The organism is Pradoshia sp. Z6_59 (assembly GCF_058267515.1).
Window position 1 is genome coordinate 130,475 of the sequence record NZ_JBZCPP010000008.1, and the last position, 23,824, is coordinate 154,298.

Annotated in this window: 26 protein-coding genes; 4 read left to right on the forward strand and 22 right to left on the reverse strand. The window is 38.0% G+C overall.

Going from position 1 to position 23,824, the window contains the following annotated elements:
- From mraY to AC4D4B_RS10615, 10 genes are all read right to left on the reverse strand, one after another.
- Positions 1-975 carry a phospho-N-acetylmuramoyl-pentapeptide-transferase gene (gene mraY / locus AC4D4B_RS10570; protein ID WP_490995961.1) on the reverse strand — a complete coding sequence of 325 codons (975 nt, stop codon included), beginning with the start codon at positions 973-975 and terminating at the stop codon, positions 1-3.
- 4 nt (positions 976-979) lie between these two features.
- Entirely contained in the window at positions 980-2,470 is a 1,491-nt protein-coding gene (locus tag AC4D4B_RS10575) for a UDP-N-acetylmuramoyl-L-alanyl-D-glutamate--2,6-diaminopimelate ligase (RefSeq protein WP_490999889.1), read from the reverse strand.
- Between the two features lie 215 nt (positions 2,471-2,685).
- Entirely contained in the window at positions 2,686-4,614 is a 1,929-nt protein-coding gene (locus tag AC4D4B_RS10580) for a stage V sporulation protein D (protein WP_490995963.1), read from the reverse strand.
- 124 nt (positions 4,615-4,738) lie between these two features.
- A complete protein-coding gene (locus tag AC4D4B_RS10585) occupies positions 4,739-6,943 on the reverse strand; it encodes a penicillin-binding protein (RefSeq protein WP_490995964.1) in 2,205 nt (734 codons plus the stop codon).
- Positions 6,943-7,293, reverse strand: a complete 351-nt coding sequence (gene ftsL / locus AC4D4B_RS10590) for a cell division protein FtsL (RefSeq protein ID WP_490995965.1) — start codon at positions 7,291-7,293, stop codon at positions 6,943-6,945. The genes AC4D4B_RS10585 and ftsL overlap by 1 nt, the downstream gene beginning before the upstream one ends.
- Before the next feature lie 38 nt (positions 7,294-7,331).
- On the reverse strand, positions 7,332-8,264 hold the full coding sequence (rsmH, locus tag AC4D4B_RS10595; RefSeq protein ID WP_490995966.1) for a 16S rRNA (cytosine(1402)-N(4))-methyltransferase RsmH: 933 nt from the start codon (positions 8,262-8,264) through the stop codon (positions 7,332-7,334).
- Positions 8,265-8,295: 31 nt separating this feature from the next.
- Positions 8,296-8,727 (reverse strand): division/cell wall cluster transcriptional repressor MraZ, encoded by a 432-nt coding sequence (gene mraZ, locus AC4D4B_RS10600; RefSeq protein WP_066102303.1) that lies wholly within the window; start codon positions 8,725-8,727, stop codon positions 8,296-8,298.
- A 274-nt stretch (positions 8,728-9,001) separates the two neighbouring features.
- Positions 9,002-10,627 (reverse strand): bacillithiol biosynthesis cysteine-adding enzyme BshC, encoded by a 1,626-nt coding sequence (gene bshC, locus AC4D4B_RS10605; protein ID WP_490999890.1) that lies wholly within the window; start codon positions 10,625-10,627, stop codon positions 9,002-9,004.
- Positions 10,628-10,706: 79 nt separating this feature from the next.
- Positions 10,707-11,096 carry a DUF3397 domain-containing protein gene (locus AC4D4B_RS10610; protein ID WP_490995968.1) on the reverse strand — a complete coding sequence of 130 codons (390 nt, stop codon included), beginning with the start codon at positions 11,094-11,096 and terminating at the stop codon, positions 10,707-10,709.
- Positions 11,097-11,996 (reverse strand): 2-dehydropantoate 2-reductase, encoded by a 900-nt coding sequence (locus AC4D4B_RS10615; protein WP_490995969.1) that lies wholly within the window; start codon positions 11,994-11,996, stop codon positions 11,097-11,099.
- A 282-nt stretch (positions 11,997-12,278) separates the two neighbouring features.
- Between AC4D4B_RS10615 and AC4D4B_RS10620 the strand changes: the two genes are divergently transcribed.
- Positions 12,279-12,740, forward strand: coding sequence for an N-acetyltransferase (locus AC4D4B_RS10620; protein WP_139891303.1), 462 nt, complete (start codon positions 12,279-12,281; stop codon positions 12,738-12,740).
- A gap of 94 nt (positions 12,741-12,834) precedes the next feature.
- Here AC4D4B_RS10620 and AC4D4B_RS10625 read toward each other — a convergent pair whose 3' ends face one another.
- The 4 genes from AC4D4B_RS10625 to AC4D4B_RS10640 all read right to left on the reverse strand — a co-directional run bounded on the left by AC4D4B_RS10625 (position 12,835) and on the right by AC4D4B_RS10640 (position 15,064).
- The gene (locus AC4D4B_RS10625; RefSeq protein ID WP_490995970.1) at positions 12,835-13,389 is read right to left on the reverse strand and encodes an RsfA family transcriptional regulator; all 555 of its coding nucleotides are present in this window, start codon (positions 13,387-13,389) and stop codon (positions 12,835-12,837) included.
- A 98-nt stretch (positions 13,390-13,487) separates the two neighbouring features.
- On the reverse strand, positions 13,488-14,246 hold the full coding sequence (locus AC4D4B_RS10630; RefSeq protein WP_490995971.1) for an enoyl-CoA hydratase/isomerase family protein: 759 nt from the start codon (positions 14,244-14,246) through the stop codon (positions 13,488-13,490).
- A gap of 58 nt (positions 14,247-14,304) precedes the next feature.
- Positions 14,305-14,478: a 50S ribosomal protein L32 gene (gene rpmF / locus AC4D4B_RS10635; RefSeq protein ID WP_066100735.1), complete on the reverse strand. Its 174-nt coding sequence runs from the start codon at positions 14,476-14,478 to the stop codon at positions 14,305-14,307.
- A 52-nt stretch (positions 14,479-14,530) separates the two neighbouring features.
- The gene (locus AC4D4B_RS10640; protein ID WP_490995972.1) at positions 14,531-15,064 is read right to left on the reverse strand and encodes a YceD family protein; all 534 of its coding nucleotides are present in this window, start codon (positions 15,062-15,064) and stop codon (positions 14,531-14,533) included.
- A 242-nt stretch (positions 15,065-15,306) separates the two neighbouring features.
- On the opposite strand from AC4D4B_RS10640, the gene AC4D4B_RS10645 reads away from it, so the two are divergent.
- Complete coding sequence (locus AC4D4B_RS10645) at positions 15,307-16,518, forward strand: nucleotidyltransferase (protein WP_490995973.1); 1,212 nt, start codon at positions 15,307-15,309, stop codon at positions 16,516-16,518.
- A 61-nt stretch (positions 16,519-16,579) separates the two neighbouring features.
- On the opposite strand, the gene AC4D4B_RS10650 is transcribed toward AC4D4B_RS10645, so the two are convergent.
- Together AC4D4B_RS10650 and AC4D4B_RS10655 are read right to left on the reverse strand one after the other, a co-directional pair.
- Entirely contained in the window at positions 16,580-17,599 is a 1,020-nt protein-coding gene (locus tag AC4D4B_RS10650; protein ID WP_490995974.1) for a SepM family pheromone-processing serine protease, read from the reverse strand.
- Positions 17,589-18,419: a patatin-like phospholipase family protein gene (locus tag AC4D4B_RS10655; RefSeq protein WP_490999891.1), complete on the reverse strand. Its 831-nt coding sequence runs from the start codon at positions 18,417-18,419 to the stop codon at positions 17,589-17,591. Before AC4D4B_RS10655 ends, AC4D4B_RS10650 begins: the two co-directional genes overlap by 11 nt.
- A 162-nt stretch (positions 18,420-18,581) precedes the next feature.
- On the opposite strand from AC4D4B_RS10655, the gene ylbJ reads away from it, so the two are divergent.
- Entirely contained in the window at positions 18,582-19,811 is a 1,230-nt protein-coding gene (ylbJ, locus tag AC4D4B_RS10660; RefSeq protein ID WP_490995976.1) for a sporulation integral membrane protein YlbJ, read from the forward strand.
- Positions 19,812-19,877: 66 nt separating this feature from the next.
- On the opposite strand, the gene coaD is transcribed toward ylbJ, so the two are convergent.
- The gene (coaD, locus tag AC4D4B_RS10665) at positions 19,878-20,360 is read right to left on the reverse strand and encodes a pantetheine-phosphate adenylyltransferase (RefSeq protein WP_490995977.1); all 483 of its coding nucleotides are present in this window, start codon (positions 20,358-20,360) and stop codon (positions 19,878-19,880) included.
- 29 nt (positions 20,361-20,389) lie between these two features.
- Entirely contained in the window at positions 20,390-20,941 is a 552-nt protein-coding gene (gene rsmD / locus AC4D4B_RS10670) for a 16S rRNA (guanine(966)-N(2))-methyltransferase RsmD (RefSeq protein ID WP_490995978.1), read from the reverse strand.
- A 454-nt stretch (positions 20,942-21,395) separates the two neighbouring features.
- On the opposite strand from rsmD, the gene AC4D4B_RS10675 reads away from it, so the two are divergent.
- Entirely contained in the window at positions 21,396-21,785 is a 390-nt protein-coding gene (locus tag AC4D4B_RS10675) for a DUF7147 family protein (RefSeq protein WP_490995979.1), read from the forward strand.
- A 34-nt stretch (positions 21,786-21,819) separates the two neighbouring features.
- On the opposite strand, the gene AC4D4B_RS10680 is transcribed toward AC4D4B_RS10675, so the two are convergent.
- The 4 genes from AC4D4B_RS10680 to ylbD form a co-directional block, all read right to left on the reverse strand.
- Positions 21,820-22,092 carry a YlbG family protein gene (locus AC4D4B_RS10680; RefSeq protein WP_066100758.1) on the reverse strand — a complete coding sequence of 91 codons (273 nt, stop codon included), beginning with the start codon at positions 22,090-22,092 and terminating at the stop codon, positions 21,820-21,822.
- 395 nt (positions 22,093-22,487) lie between these two features.
- The gene (locus AC4D4B_RS10685; RefSeq protein ID WP_490995980.1) at positions 22,488-22,925 is read right to left on the reverse strand and encodes a YlbF/YmcA family competence regulator; all 438 of its coding nucleotides are present in this window, start codon (positions 22,923-22,925) and stop codon (positions 22,488-22,490) included.
- A 193-nt stretch (positions 22,926-23,118) separates the two neighbouring features.
- Positions 23,119-23,358: a YlbE-like family protein gene (locus AC4D4B_RS10690; protein ID WP_490995981.1), complete on the reverse strand. Its 240-nt coding sequence runs from the start codon at positions 23,356-23,358 to the stop codon at positions 23,119-23,121.
- A gap of 18 nt (positions 23,359-23,376) precedes the next feature.
- On the reverse strand, positions 23,377-23,778 hold the full coding sequence (ylbD, locus tag AC4D4B_RS10695; RefSeq protein ID WP_490995982.1) for a spore coat protein YlbD: 402 nt from the start codon (positions 23,776-23,778) through the stop codon (positions 23,377-23,379).
- Between the last annotated feature and the right edge of the window lie 46 nt (positions 23,779-23,824).

The window sequence follows — 23,824 nt, forward strand, 5'->3', positions numbered from 1 at the left end:
TTATAACCACACCTCTAAGTAGATTCCTAAAATAGCGAAAAGCAAGCCAACCGTCCAAAACGTTACAACTACACGCCACTCTGACCATCCGCTTAATTCATAATGATGGTGTAATGGACTCATTTTAAATACACGCTTACCTGTCGTTTTAAAAGAAGCTACCTGAATAATAACGGATAAAGTCTCAATAACAAAAACACCGCCAATAATAACAAGAAGTAATTCTAATTTTAGCAATATCGCCACTGTCGCAATAGCTCCACCTAAGGCAAGTGATCCGGTATCACCCATAAACACCTTCGCAGGATGAGCATTAAAAACCAGGAATCCCAACACAGCCCCGACAACAGCTACACAGAATAAAGCAATATCATACTCTTTTAAATCCCAGGCTAATACAGCAAATGCTCCAAACGCGATAGCAGAAGCCCCAGATACCAACCCATCAAGACCATCAGTTAAATTGACAGCATTCGAAAAACCGACTAACCAGAAAATAATAATAAAGATGTAAAACCATCCAAAATCAATGCTGTAATCAGTCAATGGAATACTAATTTCAGTAGACATATTGCTCTGTCTCATAATGAAATAAAAGATACAGGATATAACTATTTGCCCAAGCAATTTTTGTCTGGATGTTAATCCAAGATTTCTCTTCATGACGATTTTAATAAAATCATCCAGGAAACCAAGTAAACCAAAACCGATGGTTACAAATAGCAGTAAATAGGTTTCAGTACCCGGATCTCTAAATTTACCAGTCATTACAAGGGTTGTAACAAGGATTGACAGTAAGAATACAACCCCTCCCATCGTAGGTGTACCTGTTTTTTTCTGATGGGATTTCGGTCCTTCTTCTCTAATACTCTGACCAAATTTCAAACGTCTTAGGAACGGTATAAAAATAGGGGCGAGAAGAACCGTAATCAAGAATGATACGAGTATAGTAAAAAATAAAACTTGCTCCAACATGGTTCTACTCCCTTTCGTCTCTTCGGTTCAATTTTAATTTCTGTTCAATTGCTTCTAATGCGACTTCTTTATCGTCAAAATGATGAACTTCCTTACCAATAATCTGATAATTTTCATGACCTTTTCCGGCAATTAGGACTACATCACCAGGTTCAGCACTGAACACGGCATCATAAATGGCTTCCTTACGATCTGCGATAACTTTGTAATCATAGCCGGCGACACCATTTTCCATATCAGAAAGGATCGATAAAGCATCTTCACTCCTCGGATTATCAGATGTGAATATGGCATTTGAACTATATTCACATGCTACCCGAGCCATAATTGGACGTTTTGTACGATCACGGTCACCACCGCAGCCAACAATCGTATATACTTTTTTAGAAGCAAACTCATTGATTGTCTTCAGAACATTTTCCAAGCTATCCGGTGTATGTGCATAATCTACTATCACTGTAAATTCCTGTCCTCCGAATACCGGCTCAAAGCGACCCGTCACTCCTTTAATATTCTGTAAAGACGATAAGATTTGATCGATATGAAGACCTGAAACAAGTCCAACAGCAATGGCAGCCAGACAATTGTATACATTGAATTTTCCAATCATCGGAATTGTTATTGGACAGCTATGGTCTGGCGTTGTCAAAGTAAATTTTGTTCCTTCTGAAGTAATAATAATATCAGTTGCCCTTACATCTGCTTTTTGAATAATGCCATATGTTACGACACTGGCAGAAGTTGCTTTTTCGAACATGATGGATGCTGAATCATCCGCGTTTAAAATGGCATACTTCGGCTGATTATCCTGATAAGTATTTCCTAAACGGGAGAATAATAAGCTTTTTGCATAACGGTAATTATCCATTGTTCCATGGTAATCAAGATGGTCCTGAGTCAAGTTTGAAAAAACAGCAATATCGTAATCACAGCCAAATACACGCCCCATATCGAGTGCATGCGAAGATACTTCCATAACTGCAGTATGTATACGATTGTTTACCATATCTGCAAAGGTTTTTTGTAAGGTTAGGCTATCAGGTGTTGTATTTTTTGTTTCGAACTTTTCAGATCCAATCTTCGTATACATGGTTCCGATTAAACCAGTTGTATAGTTTGCATCCTGAAATATTCTTTCTACCAGATGACTAATTGTTGTTTTTCCATTTGTTCCGGTAATTCCGATTAAATTAAGTTTTTGTGTAGGATGGCCATAAAAGAAATCGGCCAGTAAAGCCATTAATTTTTGTGTGCTTTTAACAATTACGACAGGTACAGAGAGTGATAGAGGCTTCTCTGCAACAATAGCGACTGCTCCATTTCTAACCGCCTCTTCTGCAAGATCATGGCCGTCGACAGTATATCCCTTAATACAGATAAACAAGCTGCCTTCCTTGACCTTGCGGTGGTCATTCTCAATGGATGAAATAAGAGGGTTGCCATCTCCCTGTTTCTGTTTAAACGGTATTCTAGAGATTAATTCATCGAGTTTCATAAAACTGTTCCTTTCTTTTTAAAGCAATCTTCACTATTGTATCGTAATTTTAGCCGTTTAGAAATAATAAAGTATATAATCTTCTAGTCCGGTAAAAGAATAACCGCTTACACTTTTTTTAAATGACTAAGAGGCAGCTGAATAGAACTTTTGTCAGCTGCCAATTTGTAATTCAATGCAGAAATATCCTGGAAGCCGCACCACTTTATGACCGATTATTCCTCTGCATCATCCTCTTCAAGATATATACGGATCGAGGAACCCTCTTTTAGTTTGACACCCGCTTGCGGTGATTGCTGAACAATTCGATTTCCGCTCCCAGACTTTTCGACTTTGAAGGTAGAGTATTGCTCACCCAAATCCTTTAATGTCATTCCAATCAAATCAGGAACTTCTTCCATTCTCGGATCTAAATAGTTCTTTTCTTTCTCCACTTGGTTTTTACGCGGCTCAATTCCAAGTGCCGGCATACTATCCTTCATGATCCTTCCAACAATAGGAGCGGCTACGACCCCTCCAAATTGCACTGTTCCTTTTGGATTATCAATCGCTAAATAGACAACCAATTGCGGGTCATCAGCTGGCGCAAAACCGATAAACGAGACAATGAAATTATTTTCTAAATATCTCCCGTTTTGAGCCTTCTGGGCTGTACCGGTTTTCCCGCCAACTCGATACCCATCAACAAATGCACCTTTACCTGAACCTTGTGCCACTACAGTTTCTAGAGCTTCGCGAATTTGCTTTGATGTTTCCTTTGAGATAACATTCCTTTTCGCCTTTGGAGTTTTCTTAATGATGGTTTCACCCGTAGCTGGATTAACAATTTCTTTTGCGATATAGGGGGTATAAAGTGTTCCGCCATTAATTGCCGCCGACACAGCCATCACTTGTTGGATTGGCGTAACTGAGACTCCTTGTCCAAAAGCAGTTGTTGCCTGTTCTACCGGACCCACTCGATTTATATTAAATAAAATCCCTTTCCCTTCTCCCTGCAAATCAATACCCGTTTTTTCTCCAAATCCAAAGTCATGAATATAATTAAACAATTTTTCTTTTCCCAGTCTTTGACCAAGCTCAACGAACCCTGGGTTACAGGAGTTCTGTACTACTTCAAGGAATGTTTCTGATCCATGTCCACCGCGTTTCCAGCATCTTAAACTGGCTCCGCCGACTTTTGTATAACCCGGATCATAAAAATGGTCATTTTTCAAATCCACTTTACCTTCTTCAAGTGCCGCAGCCAGCGTAATAATTTTAAACGTTGAACCCGGTTCATACGTACTCCACACAGGTAAATTACGATTATAAATCTCGGGTGCTACATTTCTAAAGTTTGTTGGATCAAAAGTGGGTCTGCTTGACATACCAAGTATTTCACCTGTATTTGGATTAACAGCTATGGCGACAATACCATCGGGATTATATGTTTCTTCGGCAATTTCCAGTTCTCGATCGATAATCGTTTGTATTCTGTTGTCAACTGTTAACTTCAAATCATATCCATTTGCTGGAGCTTTATAGTCATCAGCCATATTCTCCATCCGTTTTCCTTTTGCATCTGCATAAAACTTTACATACCCTTTTTCTCCCTTCAGCTCATCATCATAGGCCAATTCAAGTCCCATCAACCCTTGATTATCGATACCCGCAAATCCAAGAACATGCGCCAGAGTAGATCCTTTAGGATAATAACGAATGGAGTCCTCAGCAATATACACTCCTTTTAAATCTAAGTTTCTGATTTCTTTTGCTTTATTATGGCTGATTTTTCGGCCTTCAGGTATCTTTACGATAGACGTATTTGAGGTTATGAGTTTAAAAGCTTTATCTGTCCTCATATTCAATACTGAGGCAATTTGTTTAGCTGTATCCGCTGGATTCACCACCTGGCGAGGGACAATATAAACAGTAGGGGCGGATTTATTGGTAGCATAAACCACTCCATTACGATCCTTGATTTCTCCACGTTTCGGCTCAAATGGAACATTTCTGCTCCACGAATCTTTCGCTAAGCCCGTCAGAAAATCTCCTAAATAAAACTGAACATATCCAAGTCTGATGATGATCACCAGAAATACGAACAACCCAATTAACAATGCTGCGATTAATCGTTTTCGGACAGTAATATTTGTTGCTCTCATGCCCATCCCTCCAATGCACGACTCTTTTTCACTGTATGCTTGTACCCTTTCTTTTATGTCTATGCATTATCAAAAGAAAAAAAGAGCCTGACAGCTATAAAAGCTATCAGGCTCATAAATAAATCTAATCGGATTCTACTTCCTCATCCTTAGTTTTGGAGCTATTCTCTTTTGATTTTTCATAAATGGTTTTAGGATTCTCAAATTGAACAACCAGGAAAGCATCATCCTTCATTTTTGTGCCTGCTTTTGGTTTTTGAGTAACAGCATACCCGGAGCCTGAGTTATTTAACTCTACATCCATTAAGGAAGCTGCCTTCATAACATCCCTAATTGACCATCCTGAAAAATCAGGAACTGTTAAATCGCCATCAGTCAGAAGAAGAACTTTCTCTCCTTGTATAATCTGAGATCCTGCACTTGGCGATTGTTTAGAAACACTCATTCCGTTCCCTATAACAACAGGAGTTAGTCCAAGCTCTTCAACCTTAGTCTTAGCAGTTTCAACATTCGTTTCTTTTAATTCTGGAACTTTACTCGTTGATTTTTTCTTTGTATTATCTGACTTAATATTTAAGTACTTTAATGTATTTTCCATCACCGAGTTAAATACTTGGGATACTGGAGCTGAGCCAGATTCACTTTCGCTAATCTGCGGCTGTTGGATGGCGACATATACCACAACTTCAGGATTATCCTTCGGTGCCATTCCTAAGAAAGAGAACAAATAATTTTCATGGCCTGTAGCGTAGCCCGCACCAGTTTGACTGCGTATCTGAGCCGTTCCCGTTTTCCCTATAACATCATAGCCATCCAATTTATATGGCTTACCGGTTCCTTTTTTCGAGGTTACGACCGTTTCCAATATATCCCGAACCTCAGCTGCCGTTTCTTTCGAAATAGGAGTACCTGCTACGGTAGGCTTCGTTTCTTTTATGACTTTATTGGTGTTGGAATCAGAAATTTTTTCTACTACATACGGCTTCATCATTTTTCCGTCATTTGCGACGGCAGTTGCTGCCTGAATCATTTGGATCGGCGTAACAGTTGACCCTTGGCCAAAGGCAGTCGTAATTTGTTCAGATTTATATTTATAAACAAATTTTCCGGTCGTTTCACTAGGTAGATCAATGCCGGTTTTTTTACCAAAACCAAAGCTTTCAAAGTATGTTAAAAGTTTTTCAGTTCCGATTTTTTCATCAGCCAATTTAGCAAAAGCAACATTTGAAGAACGTTGAACCCCTTCTAGATAGCTAATCGTCCCCCACCCTGCTCCACCGTTATGGTCTCTTATCGGTCTAGAGCCTTTAATCTTAAACGTGCCTGATTTATATTGTTCATTAGGATTAAATACTCCTTCTTCAACAGCAGCCGCCAATGTAAAGATCTTCATGGTAGAACCAGGTTCAAAGGATTCTTCAACCGCTAGATTCTGCCAGGTATCTGCAAGTCCATCCCTAGTGTTTAAATCAAAAGTAGGGCGCTGTGACATAGCTAATATTTTCCCTGTCTTTGGATCTGCTACGATACCAATCATTTTAGTTGGATTGTATTTCTTATTGACATCTGACATTGCGTCTTCTAAAAAGATTTGAATTTTTTTATCGAGCGTCAGCTGAACAGAAGCTCCATTTGAAGGATCGTTCACTACCGTCTCTTTATTAGGAAGAATATTACGCCATAGATCACCCTCGAACTTGATAGATCCATCCTCCTCTTGTAAATACTTATCCAATTCTTTTTCTAGTCCTAACGCTCCAGTTGTTTTCCCTGTTTCTTCATCATTCTCTACAAATCCTATTACATGTGAGGAGAAGACTCCATTCGGATAAAATCTCTTGGTATCCTTTACAAATGTGATACCTGGTAAATTTAATTCTTCGATATCATTTTTTTGTTGATGGGTTAAATCACGCCCGGCAGCACCAAATTCAGTTTGATAAAGACCCTTTTTGTTCAAGCGCCTTAATATTTCGCTTTCATCCATATCAATATGCTCAGCCAATACTCTTGCTGTTTCTTCCTTATCTACAACATGTTTAGGCTTTTTCGGATCTTCAGTTACAGATGAATTGAGGAGGGCAATTAACTTATAGGTTGACGTATCCCTTGCCAGTACCTCGCCATTTTTGTCAACAATCGTTCCTCTTTGTGCTGACAAGGTCCGGGTGACTTCATACTTATCCTGCGCTTTAGCAGCAAGCTCCTGCCCCCCGGCAACACCAGTATATTGAATATACAAAAAGCGAAAAAATACTACACAAAAAAGCAGCCCAAATATTACAAATAAGAGTGCTGCTCCCCTATTACGGCTTTTTCGATTACTCATTAATCTTGCACTACCTTAACATTTTTATCTTTTAGTGTTAATCCCAATTCTTTTGCTTTTTGCCAGATTCGGTCATATGTACTTAACTCGGCCACTTGATCTGCATAATCTTTATTAAGCTTTTCCTGGTTCTCTATCTTGCTTTCAAGTGCAATAATTTCATTATTAGTGGAGTATATATTTGCTTGCGCGGAAATGATTTTTACAGCAAAGAAAGCGATAAACAATGAGAATGTTAAATATAGAATCTTCTCACCAATCGTAATGCCGCCTTTTACTTTTATCTTCTTTGTTTTTGTTCCTACATGACGTTGCTGCTCTTGCTGAAGTTTTCTTGCTATACTACTCAAGTTTATCCCCTCCCATTAAATAATCTTTCATAATCTATTTATTTCTTTTCTGCTATTCTTAATTTAGCTGAACGCGCTCTTTTATTCGCTTCGACTTCTTCTTCACTCGGTAAAATTGGTTTTCTGGTTATCAACTTTAGATCTGGCTCGAATTCTTTCGGAATAATCGGCAAACCATGTGGCATTGGCGGTAATTCCGAATGTTCTTTAAAGAAGCTTTTGCAAATCCGGTCTTCCAGCGAATGGAACGTAATCACTGAAATTCTGCCGCCTTTATTGAGCATCGGAAGCACTTTTTCTAAAGATACTTCAAAAACTCTTAGTTCATCATTCACCGCTATTCGTATCGCCTGAAATATTCGCTTAGCGGGATGTCCGCCTTTTCGCCTTGCTGGAGCAGGTATGGCTTCCTTAATAATATCTACCAAATCAAAGGTTGTACGAATTGGCCCAATCTCTCTGGCTTGTTCGATTTTGCGGGCGATTTGTTTCGAAAATTTTTCTTCACCATACTTAAAGAATATCCGGACCAACTCTTCGTATGTCCAGCTGTTCACTACATCATAAGCTGTTAAAGGAGATGATAGATCCATTCGCATATCAAGTAATGCGTCGTGGTTATAGCTGAATCCTCTTTCCGGGGTATCGAATTGAGGAGACGAAACACCCAGATCGTATAGAATACCATCTATCTTTGTAATACCGATTTCAGCGAGTTTTTCATCAAAATAAACAAAATTACTATTAATTAATGTTACTTTGTCCATATAAGGCTCTAGCTTCTTCTCTGCATGCTTTAATGCAGTCTCATCCTGGTCAAACGATATTAATCTTCCTTGTCCGGATAAAGACTTCGCAATTAGTTCACTGTGTCCTGCGCCCCCAAGGGTACAATCTACATAGATACCGTCAGGTTTTATATTTAGTCCATCCACAGCTTCTTTTAATAGTACAGTCGTATGATTAAACATTTCTTCACCTTCCTGAAAGGAAGTATGCGCATTAAATATCAAAACCAATCATATTTTCAGCAATCTCTGAGAAAGATTCTTCCGATTCCGAGAAATATTCTTCCCATATTGATTTACTCCATATTTCTATCCGGTTAGATACTCCTAAAACTACGCATTCTTTTTCCAATTTTCCATAGTTTAAAAGTGGTCCCGGGATGTTCACACGTCCCTGTTTATCCAGTTCACATTCAGTCGCACCTGAAAAAAAGAAACGGGTAAATGCTCTTGCATCCTTCTTCGTAAGTGGAAGGCCTTTTAGTTTTTCTTCAAGTTGAGACCATTCATCCAGTGGATATCCAAACAGGCATTGATCAAGGCCGCGTGTAATTACAAACATATCGCCTAAACTTTCCCGAAATTTAGATGGTATGATTATGCGTCCTTTTGAATCAATTGAATGATGGTATTCACCCATGAACATGTCCTTCACCCCACTTCTCCACCTTAGAGTACCACATTGCCCCACTTTTCACCACAATTTATATAAAAAAACTTTAATATTTGAATAAAATTTCAGACTATGATTCCTTGATCACCGGCAATCCCATAAAAACAAAAAAACTGCCTTTCTAAGACAGTTTTTTCTAGATATTATTATCTGTTTTTTTATAGTCCAATTGGACAAAAACTTCCATCATTCACTCTATATTTATTGTCAAACGAAGCAAATCTCCACTTAAGTTCTTACAGCATCTTTATATGGTTACGACATAATGCGACCCATCAAATTCGAGTGATTCCGCTAAGAGGCAATCAACCCATAATGTCCCATATTGATTGAAAAAGTAAAACGGATTGAGAATTCTTTCTTGCAGGCCGCCTGCCGGATGGAGACTATTTTCGACACGATTGTATTTTGCAATCGTTTCTTCATTTTTTCTCTCTAAATGGCTCTCCACCTTTTTCTGCATAAAAAGGAGCTGTTCTTTAATCAAGTGGCGATTTTTTTCGAAAAGAGGTTCCAATCCTTTATCGAAATCAACCGCTTTTTGTTGCCACGTAAGATGAGCAGATTCCAGATTTTTAATTATACTGCTATATGTATCTGGAGCCTGTTTACGCAATTCTTCCAGATAGAATTCCCTCTCCTCTGAACAGCCTTTTCTCAAAACTTTTTCCAAGGAAAGATTAAGTTCCTCTAATAATCTTTCAATATTTCCTTCCAATAACGTAAAGGAAAGTCGAGGCCATATCGGTGGCATCTTTTCTCCAGTCATGGCAAACGCGGGTTTAATTTCACTCCAATAGGCAATCTCGCCGGGTCCAGCTATAAATCCTAAGACAGGAAACATTTTTTCCTGTAAAAGTGGACGAGACACAACATTTGTACTGAAGTACTCCGGATGTTTAGATAGTAAACGATCCAGCTCTATTTGGGATAATTTAATTCCGCTACCCTTCCCAATTAAGTCACTTGAACCTTCTTCACGTTCTAATAGCAACCGGTTAAGAGTTGTAGGCTCGTAATAAAATAAGTTCGTACATTGTTCATCAAGGTCAATAATCGGATTATATCCGTTTTCTTTTAAAAGATTTTGCTGTTCAATCACCGCTTTGCTAATTCCTGATTCATACGCAATTTGCTGATAGACAGGCCCAGCCAGTTTCCTAAAGCTAGGATCACCAGAATCCACCATTAAGAGACCATGCATGCTAAAAAGATCATTAATAAGAATGGCGAAAAAGTCGGTGATGGTTTCGGATTGATCGATTGCTTTTTCCACCCATTCCAGCAATTCGTTCGTACGCTCTGTTTCTCCCCATAAAGAAAATACATCCTGCAACCACTCTTTTGCAGTATTCACATCCATACCAATATCAGATATCATTTTTTTCGATAGAGGTTTTTCCGGATACACGATTTTTTTAAATTCATGTCCTTCTTCAGCGTAAACATGATTAACCTCTTGGTAATCATGGTCCTCACCAGCGATCCAGAAGACTGGGACGACCCTTTTATTTAATCTTTCACTTTGTTCCTTCGCTAGTTTTATAATCGAGATAATTTTATGAATAGAATACAGCGGTCCAGTCAATAATCCTGCTTGCTGGCCTCCAACGATTACTAAAGCATCCTCACGCAAGGCATCAATATTTTCCTTTACTTGCTCAGATATTCCATATTTACTCATGAAGGACTCAATATAGGTTGCCATTTCATCGCGTGGGTATGTTCTTCCCGCTAGCCAATCCGCCCGATCTTGAATATGGTTCTCATTCTTCCAATCATACTCTGTAAAAGATTTATTTATACTTCCGGTGATATAGTCAGATGCAAAACTATTCATAGCTGGAAGATTTATTTTTATGTATTCCATCATCAAGGTTGTCTCCTTTTGAACAAATTCATATAACAGTATATCATTCCCTTTGAAGGCTTTAAAAGGTATTGCTTTTCGCCTATGTAAATACTTTTACTATTCTCTCCACAATCCCAATTGTGGCCAATAAAAAATAGGCGGCAGAGAATAACAGGAAAGAAGCTCTCCAAAAACCAGTAAAAACTCTTTTTAAGTCAACCTCTTCCCTTACTTTATAATGCATAAACAATACAGTGGAGGCGATTATAATCAAGATAATCATAATAACCCATAAGTATGAATGTTCAAAAAGAGCGATAACTGCATAATGAACTGCCATAATCAAAAAAATCGTCGTAGTATCGGCAGAAAGCCTGACTGCCTTTTTATTATTTTTAAGCATCTGCCTGGAAATTGTATATACGGTCAAATAAACAATAATTGGCATGATTACGCAAATAGCAATAAGGCCTGCTAATAAGCTGTCCACTCACATCTCCTCACTTTCTTCCATACCACACACCATATTAAATAGCATTTTACATTGAGGTGCAGGGATACCATTCTTATCTGCTTCGCGAATACAATATCCAAGGATTGTCTCTATTTCAGTTTTTCTATCCAGCTGAAGATCCCTTAACATAGAAGAGGTATTCTCGGCTGTTCGATCACATATTGTAATAATTCTCTCTAAATAAGCTTGATGCTCAGAGTCCGGAATTAAAAACGACTGACAAACCTCCTGACAGATGGATTCCACTAACTTAATGAAATATGTATTTTTTATTAATTCACCGTTACGAACTCCCAGAATACTGGTCAATGGGTTAATAACAGAATTAATGATTAGTTTTTCAATATGAATAGATCTGATATCAGGGAGCAATTGAACAGGAAAATCATCCGTATCCAAATATTCTATACCTGGCAGCTTCATTCCTCTATACAAGCCGATTTTTATCATTCCAATCCCTGTATGATGAACCGTATGAGTATTCTCCCGAATGGCACCATGCTCAACAATCCCAGTATAGATGGTTGAAACCCGCAATGCAGGTAAATGAGCGAAATGACTCATTCCGTTTTGCAAAAAGATCACTGCAGATGCATTCTCTTCTAGCAGGGACCATAGTTCAATGAGAGCCGTCTGCTTTACGGTTAGAATGATGATATCTTGTCTTTGAATCCATTCCTCCGAATCATCAATACATAACGCATTCATATTTTTATAAGTATACTCACCCTGCCTGTCAATCAGGGTAATTCCTTTTTTATTAATGTCGTCCGCTTGTAATGGTGTATGCGTGAATAGCGTAATTTGATGGTTATCACTCAGCTTTGAGGCTGTCAATAATCCAATTGCTCCTCCCCCTATTATCCCAATCCTCATGTTTTCCTCCAAGTGATCTTTTGCAATAATTTTAACATTAGCAATGTATGATGGAAAGATAACTACACCTAGTTTTGAATTAACATCATTTCGGCTGAATTATTTATGGATTCACTTCTATTTCTTTTTCGATTTACCGAAAGCATACATCGTCCAAGTACTCATTCATTCATCCAACCAAACGTAGCCTTTAGATGATTAAAAATTATGATTTTTCTATACATTTAGCTATAATGGAAATATAAGTATAAACTTTTCACATACATTTAAGGGGGCTATGAAGTGAGTGTAAAGGTCGAGAAATTACGCGTTAACTACCGCACGCTTGAAGAATTCAAGAAATTTAAGGAATATGGTTTGCAAGAATTATCCATGCTTGAAGATTTGCAGGCAAATCTTATAGAAGATAATAGCGAATCACCTTTTTACGGTATCTATTTTGGGGATAAATTAGTTGCCAGGATGAGTCTTTATAAAATCGATGCCAGGTTTGATAAATATTTTGACCCTCCACAGGATTACTATGAAATATGGAAGCTTGAAGTTTTACCGGATTATCAAAAAAAGGGATACGGCTCCATGCTCGTTCAGTTCTCCAAAGATCTTGGCCTACCAATCAAAACAAACCCAAGAGTCCATTCCCGTACTTTTTGGGAAAAACAGGGCTTCGAACCCGTAGAGTATGATATGGAAAGAGATTTAGGGGAGAACCCACTGATTTGGCAGCCTAATAATGATAAATAAATCTACTTTAAGCTTTCCAGCGAGAAAGCTTTTTCTTTTCATTTAACATTAATAGAAGCACACCTTTTAAAAAGGCATGCTCCTATAACAATCCTCATTTTTCCTCCGATAATTGACGTGCCCGATTCAGTAAATCAAGCAATCCACGGTAATCCTTCTCCATCTGTTTAAATCGTATTTCTACTGTATCTCTCTCTTGAACTAAATAATCGGCATGCTTTTTTAACTCTGAATATTCCAGCAGTAATTCCTCAGGCGAACGGAATGATCGTTCTTCCAACCTACTCTTTAAACTGGTTAAATAGGTAATAACTGTATCTAAAGAAAGATTAAGCTCAGCATCACCCTTTATTCCGACCAAGATTTCTTGATCCTCACGATGTGGCTGCTCCGCCTCCAATTCCGCAGTCCCTATCGATTTTTTAAGATCTTTACGTACCTTTTTAGCCAGCTCTATCCCTTCCGAATATTGTTTACGGACATAAGAATTCCATCTAAAGCCACACGCAGCCGGAGTTCTCGACAACCCTTTTCCAACCTCTTCAAATGCTTTTAATTGCGTGCTTCCCTCACGGATATGCCGTAATACGACCTCCGCCAAATATACATCCTCATCCTGCGACCATCCATCCTGTCTCGAACCTGTCATCCTCTATTCCCCCCAATAAGCATTCATAATATTTATTCATATGCGTCTGGTAGGAAAGATAGAATAAACAAGATTCTATTAACATGATAATCGGCTTCTTATTGAGACTTTTTCTGAAATTGTTGCACAGTCTGCATATGGATTGGTAATACCCATAAATCAGAACATCGTTTAATCTCTTCTTGCATCCGTTTATACAGATCAGATGCTTTCCTTTTGCGGATAGTTATACTTTTATATGCCATCAATGCCTCAATATCATTTTTAATAATAGGCTCAATAACGCTTAAAATGGTTTTCTCGTCTATTTCTGACACAATACCATTTACAAATCCATTTGAGTACGCTTCTTCTTCAGAAAACTTCCGCCCCGACATCAACCATTCCAGCCCCTTAGATTCTGCTACCTTTTCAAGCAAAAGAGCTCCACCTCCCCACCCAGTGGTTATTCCCTGCCCAATTTGAATAAAGCCCATCAAAGTTCCTTTTTTTACATATCGAAAATCACATGCTGTAGCCAGTTCTAATCCACCGCCCACAGCCGGCCCATTTAAAAAAGCCAAAACGGGCTTCGGCAAAGTAGCTATTTTATATAAAATTTCTCCCATACGCGATAACATGTGATAAGCGTTCTTTTGATCATCAAGAAGATGAAAAACCTTTAGATCACCACCCGAACTAAAAACATTACCGGCTCCAGTTATCACCATGGCCTTACTGTCATCATCCGTTTTCACATGTTCGATAGCCTCTTCCAATAAATCCATAACCTCAAAATTTATGGCGTTCCTAACATGCGGCCGGTTTAGCGTAACAAGCAAATACCCCTCTTTTTTCTCCACAATCACTTCTTTCACCGCGAATCCCCCTTAAAAACAAAAAGAACACAGGTTTCCCTGTGTTCTCTCAAGTTGATTATTTATTTACAACTTCTTTTCCTTTGTATGTTCCACATGCTTTACAGATACGGTGGGATAATTTCATTTCACCGCAGTTTGGGCATTCAACCATACCAGGGACTTGAAGTTTGAAATGCGTACGACGCAATCTCTTTCTAGTTTTCGAAGTTCTTCTGAAAGGTACAGCCATGTTTTACACCTCCTTAAAAAACGATGGTTCTATGGAAGACTTATGTAGTCTTTCATTTTTCACTGTTATCATCATTGTTGTCAAAAAAATGGGCCAACTTTGCCAGTCTTGGGTCAACCTTTTTAACTTGCTGGTCCTCTAAGATTAATTCCCAGTCATCTCCAGCTAGCGGAGCAGCACCTACAGGATGATCCGTATCACAGAATACCTGCAATGGAATCTCCGTGAGAATTATTTCTTTGATTACTGGCGTAAGATCCACTACATCTCCCTCAGCCACATGATATTCTCCATCCTCAATCTCCATACCTTCATATTGATTAAAAAGATAAGTCTCTGTTGTTTGAACATCGATTGGGAATGGGACATCAACTAAGGTTCTTGAACATGGTAATGTTAATGTACCTGATATTTTCAGATGAAAAGTAACTCGATTAGAACTCAAGTCAGCTTTCCCAAATACACGAATTGGTGAAATATCACGAATTTGTGGATCCGCCTTTTTCAGTTCAGAAAGATCTGCTGTCTCATCTACATTAAAACCATTGTCGCGAAATTTTTGCAGTTGTGGAATTGTCCATTTCATATTATATCACCTCAAGGCAACAAAGGTAATTATAGCTTTGGTAAATTCATTTGTCAATGTTTTTTCTTTACAGCCATATGCGATACCCTCATGCAAATTTTAAGCGCTTATCTAACTATTTTACCCGAAAAGTTTCATTTTGAAAACAGAATTAATCTCGTATAAGATTATGGCATGCTTGCTTCCTGATTCCTCCATCATATACTATTAAAAAAACAACCATTTATCAGGAGGTGTACAATATGAATGCCCTGGGACTTGTAGTAGAATATAATCCTTTTCATAATGGACATTTATATCATTTACAACAAGCCAAAGCTATTACAAAAGCTGATGTGACTATAGGCGTAATGAGCGGAAATTTCCTTCAGCGAGGGGAGCCAGCCCTGGTGGATAAATGGACAAGGGCTTCCATGGCCTTAAAGGCTGGTATTGATCTAATCATCGAGCTTCCATTTGTTCATGCCGTCCAAAAGGCAGAATATTTCTCCGAAGCAGCTATCTTATTATTAGAAGAAGTTGGCTGTCAGTCTGTTTGTTTTGGGAGCGAGCAAGGAGAAATAGAACCCTTTATAGATACATATTCAATTATTCAGGAAAATTCTAAGGAAATCGATCAATGGATACAGCACTATAGCAAGGAGGGATACAGCTACCCCAAGGCTGCTTCTCTGGCCTTTTCGGAATTACAAGCGCGTCATCCTTCTATGCTTTCTTTAGACCAGCCAAATAATATCCTTGGGTATCACTATGTATCCGCAATTTTAAAACACAAATTATCCATCGAGCCAGTGACCATTAAACGAACCGGTTCGGGGTATCACGATCCAACTCTCATGCCAGGCACAATAGCCAGTGCAACTGGTATACGGAAAGAACTAATGGAAAGCGGTAAACTGGATGCTATCTCATCCTTTGTTCCGGATACAACATTTGCCCATCTCCAAGCTTATACAACTGAGCAGCGCACGTTACATAATTGGGAGCTGTATTGGCCATTTTTAAAAGTTAAATTAATCACGACGCCCGCAGAATCTCTTGCCAAAATTTACGAAATGAAAGAAGGTTTAGAGAACCGACTAATTGAAGCCGCTGAACGCGCCAGTAATTTCATGGAATTTATGTCATTAATTAAAACGAAGCGATATACCTGGACTCGGCTGCAAAGAATACTAACCTATACGCTATTAAATTTCACAAAAGATGAAATGCCAAAAGACCTGACTCCACCTTATATACGCGTGTTGGGCTTTACAGCTGCCGGGCAGCACTATTTAAAAAGTATAAAAAAAGAAAAGGGAAATCAAATCGTATCACGCCTAGCAGCCTGTAAAAATCCATTAATAAATATTGATAAGCGAGCTGCCATTGTTCATGCTGCCGCTCTTCCCCCTGCTATTGCTATGAAAGCTCAAAAACGTGAATATATGTCACCCATCGTCTTAGCTGATTGAAAAAACGAAGCCATTGATTCACTGTCCGAATCAATGGCTTCTTCTTTAAAACCAACTTCTCTTATTTCATGCTTTTTAAATAATCCAGTGCATCATCAACTGTGTCCACAGGAACAATAATCATATCTGTTCCAATCTCTTCTGCTGTTTTTACAGCTAATTTATAATCTGATTCCTCAGCACCTTGTTGATTAGGGGCAAAAAACACTTCTGCATCCGCATTATCAGCTGCTACAATTTTCTGATCAATACCACCGATAGGACCGACTGTTCCATCATCAGAAATGGTACCTGTTCCTGCTATTTTCTTCCCTTTCGTATAATCCTCTTCCGTTAATTGATTAAAGATTTCCAAAGTAAACATTAACCCAGCAGAAGGTCCTCCAATGCTATCTGCGTCGATCTCGATTTCTCGGTCCGTTTCAACACTTCGATCTTCGACCAAGGTAATGCCCACACCAACCTTTCCAGTTTCCTCCAGCATCTCCAATTGCAGTGTCTTAACAATATTTTTATTATCACGCTTAATATCTAATTTTACTTGGTCTCCAGCTTTTTTCGAGGAAATATAGTCTATGAAAAATTCACTTGACTCGATTCCACTTCCATCGACTTTAATAATTCGATCTCCCGGCTTCAATACTCCATCTGCAGGTTTACCCTTGGCAATCTGCAGCACGTATATTCCTTCTACTTTCACTTTGGCTTCATAGCCTGCTTTTTTATACCCGTTCAGGATTGCAGATGTTTGGGAATCATCCATTAGTTTTAATTGTCTAACCGTATATTCTTCATCGGTTTCATCCTGGCTTCTGATTTCTTCCAGTTCATATATTTTATGATAATCTGCTATTTTAGCCCATGCATATGTATAAATATTCGCTCTGCCCATTCGGATTGTTGTCAGCATAAAAGAGCCGTCCGCTTCACTTCCATCTTCAACCTCTACAAATTGCTCCAGTGTCTCCGCCGACCCAGGGGTGGAAACATAATAAGGCAATTTATAAAATGCAGCCAGAAATGCCAACAATAAAACTGCGATCCCGATTTTGCCTATATTAAGTTTACGGTTATGCTTCATCTTTTTTCTCCTTCCAATGCTGTATGACCTGTTTAATCTCCGGCAGTCTTTTTCTTGCTTCTTGCTCCCCAATCATAATAATTTCCTGAATGTTTGTAAATGCCAATGAACTAAAAGACTCAACAGGGGGCTGAATCATTACATCAGCGTTAATCCCTTTAATTTTGACAATTTCCATTTGCAGTATATCTAAACTTTTAAAAATAACATCGTATATAGACCCAATATCTGCATCTCCTTTTGTTGCGGAAACATTGCTTGCAATCACGATATCCGCTCCCATTTCTTTCACAACCGAAACAGGGACCCGATCCATTAATCCTCCATCCACAAGCAATTTACCATTGATTCTTTTAGGTACGAAAATGCCGGGTATTGATATACTGGCTCTTACCGCTTCATATACAGGACCTTCCGTAAAAATAACTCTCTCTCCTTTTTCTATATCCGTTGCCACTATCGCTAAAGGAATTGAGAGATCCTCTATATTTTGATTTTTTGTAAATAATCGAATGTATTCCTCAATCTTTTTCCCAGCTACAAATCCTAATCTCGGTACAGTCAGATCCATAAAGTATTTTCTTTTAAATTGCAATGAAACTTTTTGTAACAGGTCTAAGTCTGATCCACTTGCATAAAAACTGCCTATTAAAGCCCCCATACTGCTCCCGGCTATGTAATCGATGTTTATACCTTCACTATTTAGCACTTTTAATAAACCAATATGTGCAAATCCCCTTGCACCGCCAGAGCCAAGCGCTAATCCAATTTTAGGTTCCATTTCTTTTGACTCTCCTTTATCCGTACTGATTCCAAGCATGCTCCTTTAACAGGAGTATTAGTTCTAAATTATTTTCCTATGAGTATATTTTGATATTGGGGACAACCCAGCCATCTGAAAAAACTTCTATTCATTTTACTAAATATATTTTAGCACCAGATTATTTACCACGCTTAAATTCAATAAGGGAAGGGATATAAATTGGATAAATCAATCTTAAAATCAATGCTTTTTGCATTAATTGCAGTTATTATGGCAGCTGCATTGATCTTGATGCCACAGGAAGCCTTCGAAGCCTCTGTTCGAGGGTTGAATATTTGGCTTGAAATTGTCTTTCCTTCCTTATTGCCTTTTTTAATTATTGCAGAAATGTTGATTGCATTTGGTGTAGTAAAACTACTGGGTGTCTTTTTAGAGCCTCTCATGCGGCCATTATTTAAGGTACCAGGTGCAGGAGGGTTTGTATGGGCAATGGGACTTGCATCTGGTAATCCATCTGGAGCAAAACTAACAGCCAGACTAAGAGATGAAGGTCAGCTATCGAGAATAGAGGCTGAACGATTAGTGTCGTTTACAAGTTCATCAAATCCATTATTTATTTTCGGTGCTGTATCTATCGGTTTTTTTAATAATGCTAAACTTGGAATACTATTAGGGTTAACCCATTATGCAGCGAATATTTTTGTTGGTTTAGTAATGAGGTTTTACGGGAGAAATGAAGAGAAAAACAAACTTGACCGCAGCAAAAAAGATACAACTATTTTCCCGATCATGACAGCTTTAAAAAGCATGCACCGCACCCGTCTAAATGACCAGCGGCCATTTGGAAAAATTTTAGGAGATGCAGTTAATTCCTCCATACAAACACTTTTGATGATTGGAGGATTTATCATCATTTTTTCCGTGATTAACAAGCTATTGTTTCACTTACATATTACCGGCTTCTTTGCATCCATTTTCAGCAGCCTGTTTCATACACTTCACCTGCCGTCCACTTTAAGCATTCCTTTTATTTCGGGGTTATTTGAAATCACGTTGGGATCACAATTAACAAGCCAAGCTGGTGGTGCAACATTATTGACACAAGCAATCATTGTAAGTGCTCTACTCGCATTTGGAGGATTCAGTATACAAGCTCAAGTTGCCAGCATCTTAGCTGAAACGGATATACGCTTTAAACCTTTCTTCCTCGCACGCATTATTCATACGTTTTTTGCTGCGATTCTTACAGTGATCTTATGGAAACCCGTATACTTGCGGTTATCTACTTCTGAAAATACATCAATTACCGAATTTGTTTTTTCAATGGAAACGCAGGGATTATCCAGCACTATCCTGAATTTCTTCCTTAACTACGGTGCATTAATTACTATTCTTTCTTTGGCCGGCTACACCCTTTTATTATACATACAGTATAAGAAATCCATATAAAAAGCCAATTCCTATTAAAGTAGGATTGGCTTCTTTTTAACAGTAAATTGATAGATTGAGCATATTTTATTCAGACATCTTTATTCTCAGCCGTTTTTGTACACATTCAGGAACAAGCTCTGAAACATCTCCACCGTACTTCGCTACTTCTTTAACGATCGAGGAGCTCAAAAAGGAATATTGATTATTTGTCATGATAAAAAATGTTTCAATTTGATCGTTCAATAACCGATTCATAGATGTGATTTGCATCTCATACTCGAAGTCAGAAACAGCTCTCAACCCTCGGATGACTGCATTAGCATTTCTTGCCTTAGCATAATCCACGAGCAACCCCTGAAAACTGTCCACTTTCACATTTGGTATATGAGCAGTTGCTTCTTCAATGATTTGCACTCTTTCCTCCACCGTAAATAAAGATTTTTTAGCAGAGTTATGAAGGACACCGACATATATTTCGTCAAATATGCGTGCTCCTCTTTGAATAATATCAAGATGTCCGTATGTTATAGGATCAAAACTTCCAGGACATACAGCTATTTTCTTCACCATTCTCCCCCCCATTTCTTCATAGATATTTAACGTTCGAAAAAGGACACAGCAGTAATACCATACTTTTCAACACGGAACTTAGTAAAATCGCCAATTTTTTCAGGCAATGTTAATTCTTCTCCATGTTCACATATTATCATACCGTCTTCTTCCAATAATTCCGCACTTTCAATTTCTTCAATAAGAGCAGGTATCATCGTAGCTATTTTATAGGGAGGATCCATAAAAATGAGATCAAATTGAGCTTTTCTCTTTCCAAGAGCTTTTAGTGATCTCAGTGCATCACTCCTATGAACCTCAGCTTGATTTTCGAATTTACATGCACTGATATTCATTTTGATAATTTGAATAGCTTTTGAGTCTTTATCAACAAAAACTCCTTTTTCCATTCCTCTGCTCAAGGCTTCAAGCCCAAGGGATCCGCTTCCCGAAAATAAATCCAGGACCGCTCCACCTTCAAAATATGGTCCTACAATATTAAATAAAGATTCTTTTACTTTGTCCGTAGTTGGCCGAGTTGTCATGCCTGGAACAGCCTTTAATGGCCTTCCCTTACAAGTACCTGAAATGACTCGCATAATCTGTCACCAAATTTCATATGTATTCAACTTTCTAAAATATCCTACCATAAAATCTTGATTTCACAAATAGAAATCAAATTTCTGCTAACAATGAATAGTTCAGTTCGATTTGGTCATACTACTAACAACAACATCTTCAGAGGTGTTGTTGCCAACCGCGGAGAAGACTTACGTTTCCCCATAAGTTCTTCCTCCGGTTTCTCCTCTCCCTTTGCCTTCTGCGTTTGTAAAAGCGCGTAGAAGGAAGCCCTGGCGCCCTTGTGTGCCAGGGCTTTTCTTTTGGGTGAATTAACTGCCACCTATTTCCACAGTGAATAAGTTTCAAAAATAACTAATTTAATTAAAAGACCAGTTGATGCGAACACTTATTGGGATACAGTAATATTCCTGATGTACATGACCGGATTATGATACACTTATCAATATCCGATTTACAGGAGGAAATACAAGAATGAATCAACGTTTTATAGAATTAGGACCCGGATATTCTGACCTTTATGAGCTATTGGAATTAGCAAAGGCTAATCAATATCGAATCAATCATTTTTTAAGCTTACAGTCAGATGGACCCAGCGGTAAAGTCATGTCGTTTGTATTGATTATGAAAAAATCAAGCTATGGCGATTTCATCCCAATTTATATTTGCAGAGAAGGAATACCTGTCCTAGATAATAAGCCAAGCAAGCGTTATGAACTATTTGACCAGGCAGCTAAGGAGCAAGGTAAAGAAATTATAACGTTGGAAGTCAGACATTCATCTACTTTTGCTGATCCTGACCTTTATTATCAGTATTTAATAGGTATTCTGCGCATGAATCGTTTTTTACCCCCATGGCAATAAAGAAAAACCGGACCCATCAGGATCCGGTTTTTCTTTAAATACCTATTCTATATTCTTCCTTTTCTTTTTCATGCTTTTTACTCTCAAATTCAGTTTTAATAAAAGGTTTTTGAGAAAATTCAACTTTTTTGACAAAAGCATAGGAAGATAATTTTTCTGAAACTGCTTCTATTTCGTCCATATTTACATATAATACGGCATATTTTAATTTGCGGGAAACATAATGCAGATTGCCTGTTTTACGCAGAGTTTTCACTTGTTTTAGACTATGTAGCCAAACAATCAGGCTTTGCCTTTCTACAAACATATACATACCCCTTTAGGATGCAATTTATATTTAGTGTACCATATTACTAAAAGGTGTATCAATATTTAGAGAGAATGGTATGTAAGATCTACTGAACAAATCGGAGAGATTTGCATCCAACTGAATTATATCCTTGGCAAGACTGCCTTATCAGAATTTATAACAAAAATGATTGGAGTACTTTAAATGAAACAGCATAGTTATATCTAAGTACGCAATAGAAAAGATACCAGCTCCACTTTCCTATGGAGGATCGAATAGGTTTATCATACACCCTTAATACTTGTTTCTAAAAAAACGTTTATTTTAGTTTTACAGAATTCTAATGTCGGCCATATACACAAAAAGACAACCCCATTTGATTCTGGGATTGCCCTTTTTTTATCTCGTTCCCGTTAGGAACATCCACAACTTCCCCCGCTGCCACAACCTCCGCTACAGGAGGATTCAAAAAACGGATTTCCTGTCGGGACTTTTATATGAGGGGATACTGAATGACCAATCAGCATACTAATTTCATCAAGTATTTGCTGTAAGTTTGTTTCAGCCAGTTTATATTCAATAATAGATGGATGAAGGTCCATTTCCCTTTTAGCCTCACGAATTGCTTTAGAGACAGTTCGATAATCCGGATGGTATCTTCCGAAACGCTGTACTTCCTCGTAAGCATCCTTTAAAGAATTAAACGCTTGAATTTTTTTCTGGGCCATTTGATCCTTCTTCATCTGATGTAAACTTAAAAAGTATTGCTTAGCTATATCTGAGTTCATTATATCTTTAGCCAATTGTTCAGCTTGGTCAATGATTTCAACCGTTTCAATAGTAGCAAGCATAAAAATACTCACCTCCAACCTTATCATACCACGTAATATCCAAGGATGCTATAACTTAGAAATATTATCCACCTATAAAAGTAGCAATTATGGCTTGTCCCCTATTACTTTGGTAAGTAGAAGAAGTAATTCGCAACTAAACCTCCCTTACTTCATCTACTCTTACAGAATGTCCTCATTTCTTTAAACAACGTTATTCACCATTATTCATTGATTGAAACATTGAAACCATCATTGAAGCCATTTGAACGCTGTTTGAAAGCTGATGAACCCGATCCGGAATCGTTTTTTTAAAAAAGTACTTAGCTTCAGTATCAAATTTCGAAAAATCCTGTGGATTTCTGCACAAACGTCTGTACCAGATTGGTTGTTGCCTCAAAAAACTCAGTAAATCTTCATCTGCCTCAATTAATTCATAGATATCTTGTCTCAAACTCTCACTCCTATCTACCTAATCTTGCCGAAATTTGAAAGGATGATTATTCTGGACGGGAGGTGGTGCACTTTCTGATTGTCCGGAAGATTGAAATTGAGAGATGACTCCCTGAACCACTCCTAAAACCTGACTAAAATTCCCAATTTGTTTTTGGATTTGATCAGGGTCCATTTTTTTAAGTTGATTAAAAAGCTGTGAAATAAACTCGCCCTTATCTGTTTTTTCAGTTTCTTCCTTCATATTTTTTTCCTCTTTATATTCATTCCACACTTCATCCTGATCACCAAGCAAAGACCAATCTTCATAAATTTCCTGCCATGTTTTCTTACCCATCCTTACATCTTTTACGATTTTCGGATTACTCTTAAGAAAAAGCTTAAAATTCTGGACAGAAGGATGCAATTTGGAATCATCCATTTAATTTCACCTCACCACATGACATACGCCTAGGGTAGTATATGTT

What these genes read in the sequence shown, in the direction of transcription:
- mraY (WP_490995961.1), bottom strand. Translation starts at nt 975, where the DNA reads ATGTTGGAGCAAGTTTTATTTTTTACTATACTCGTATCATTCTTGATT.
- AC4D4B_RS10575 (WP_490999889.1), bottom strand. Translation starts at nt 2,470, where the DNA reads ATGAAACTCGATGAATTAATCTCTAGAATACCGTTTAAACAGAAACAG.
- AC4D4B_RS10580 (WP_490995963.1), bottom strand. Translation starts at nt 4,614, where the DNA reads ATGAGAGCAACAAATATTACTGTCCGAAAACGATTAATCGCAGCATTG.
- AC4D4B_RS10585 (WP_490995964.1), bottom strand. Translation starts at nt 6,943, where the DNA reads ATGAGTAATCGAAAAAGCCGTAATAGGGGAGCAGCACTCTTATTTGTA.
- rsmH (WP_490995966.1), bottom strand. Translation starts at nt 8,264, where the DNA reads ATGTTTAATCATACGACTGTACTATTAAAAGAAGCTGTGGATGGACTA.
- mraZ (WP_066102303.1), bottom strand. Translation starts at nt 8,727, where the DNA reads ATGTTCATGGGTGAATACCATCATTCAATTGATTCAAAAGGACGCATA.
- bshC (WP_490999890.1), bottom strand. Translation starts at nt 10,627, where the DNA reads ATGATGGAATACATAAAAATAAATCTTCCAGCTATGAATAGTTTTGCA.
- AC4D4B_RS10615 (WP_490995969.1), bottom strand. Translation starts at nt 11,996, where the DNA reads ATGAGGATTGGGATAATAGGGGGAGGAGCAATTGGATTATTGACAGCC.
- AC4D4B_RS10625 (WP_490995970.1), bottom strand. Translation starts at nt 13,389, where the DNA reads ATGACAGGTTCGAGACAGGATGGATGGTCGCAGGATGAGGATGTATAT.
- rpmF (WP_066100735.1), bottom strand. Translation starts at nt 14,478, where the DNA reads ATGGCTGTACCTTTCAGAAGAACTTCGAAAACTAGAAAGAGATTGCGT.
- AC4D4B_RS10640 (WP_490995972.1), bottom strand. Translation starts at nt 15,064, where the DNA reads ATGAAATGGACAATTCCACAACTGCAAAAATTTCGCGACAATGGTTTT.
- AC4D4B_RS10645 (WP_490995973.1), top strand. Translation starts at nt 15,307, where the DNA reads ATGAATGCCCTGGGACTTGTAGTAGAATATAATCCTTTTCATAATGGA.
- AC4D4B_RS10650 (WP_490995974.1), bottom strand. Translation starts at nt 17,599, where the DNA reads ATGAAGCATAACCGTAAACTTAATATAGGCAAAATCGGGATCGCAGTT.
- AC4D4B_RS10655 (WP_490999891.1), bottom strand. Translation starts at nt 18,419, where the DNA reads ATGCTTGGAATCAGTACGGATAAAGGAGAGTCAAAAGAAATGGAACCT.
- rsmD (WP_490995978.1), bottom strand. Translation starts at nt 20,941, where the DNA reads ATGCGAGTCATTTCAGGTACTTGTAAGGGAAGGCCATTAAAGGCTGTT.
- AC4D4B_RS10675 (WP_490995979.1), top strand. Translation starts at nt 21,396, where the DNA reads ATGAATCAACGTTTTATAGAATTAGGACCCGGATATTCTGACCTTTAT.
- AC4D4B_RS10680 (WP_066100758.1), bottom strand. Translation starts at nt 22,092, where the DNA reads ATGTTTGTAGAAAGGCAAAGCCTGATTGTTTGGCTACATAGTCTAAAA.
- AC4D4B_RS10685 (WP_490995980.1), bottom strand. Translation starts at nt 22,925, where the DNA reads ATGCTTGCTACTATTGAAACGGTTGAAATCATTGACCAAGCTGAACAA.
- ylbD (WP_490995982.1), bottom strand. Translation starts at nt 23,778, where the DNA reads ATGGATGATTCCAAATTGCATCCTTCTGTCCAGAATTTTAAGCTTTTT.